Here is a 775-nt window from a genome sequence, read left to right on the forward strand (position 1 = left end):
ACGATGGAACGGTTGGGCACGGGCGGATCTGGCGGCGGGTCGGGCCGTGAGGGGGGTGAGGGCGTCGGCTTCCGGCCGCTCTACCGGCAGGTCCACGACACGCTGCTGCGGCGGCTGGCCGAGGGGGTCTGGCAGCCGGGCCAGATCCTGCCGAGCGAGGGCGAGCTGGCGCGCGAGCTCGGCGTCAGCCAGGGCACGGTGCGCAAGGCGCTCGATGCGCTCACCGCCGACAGCCTGCTGGTGCGCCGGCAGGGCCGGGGCACCTTCGTGGCCGAGCACGACGACAAGCAGAGCGTGTTCCGCTTCTTCAAGCTGCGCAGCGAGGCCGGCGGCGAGGCCGCGCCCGAGAGCCGCGTGCTGGCGCGCGCCGAGGCGCCCGCCAGCGTCGACGAGCGCGACCGGCTCGGGCTGGTGCGCCAGGCCCGGGTGGTGCGCATCGAGCGGCTGCGCGCGCTCGACGGCCGGGTCTGCCTGATCGAGGCGATCGCGCTGCCCGCCAGCCTGTTCCCCGGCATCGCCGCGCTGGATCTGCCCAACACCCTCTACAGCCTCTACGCCAACCGCTTCGGCCTCACCATCGCGGTGGCGCGCGAGCGGCTGCGCGCCGTCGCCCTGTCCGCGCGCGAGGCCGGCCATCTCGGCGCCGCACCCGGCAGCCCCGCCCTCGAGATCGACCGCGTCGCCTTCGACCTCGACGAGCGACCCGTCGAGTGGCGCCTCTCAACCTGCCTCACCGAGCACGTCCACTACCAATCCATCCTGCGCTGATCCGAGC

General features: G+C 74.6%; 1 protein-coding gene. It reads left to right on the forward strand.

Annotation, left to right across the window (positions count from 1 at the left end; genetic code table 11):
- Positions 1-3: 3 nt before the first annotated feature.
- Complete coding sequence (locus WDW90_RS37680) at positions 4-768, forward strand: GntR family transcriptional regulator (protein ID WP_336492815.1); 765 nt, start codon at positions 4-6, stop codon at positions 766-768.
- Positions 769-775 lie beyond the last annotated feature (7 nt).

This window comes from Methylobacterium nigriterrae, assembly GCF_037106235.1.
GTDB lineage: Bacteria > Pseudomonadota > Alphaproteobacteria > Rhizobiales > Beijerinckiaceae > Methylobacterium > Methylobacterium nigriterrae.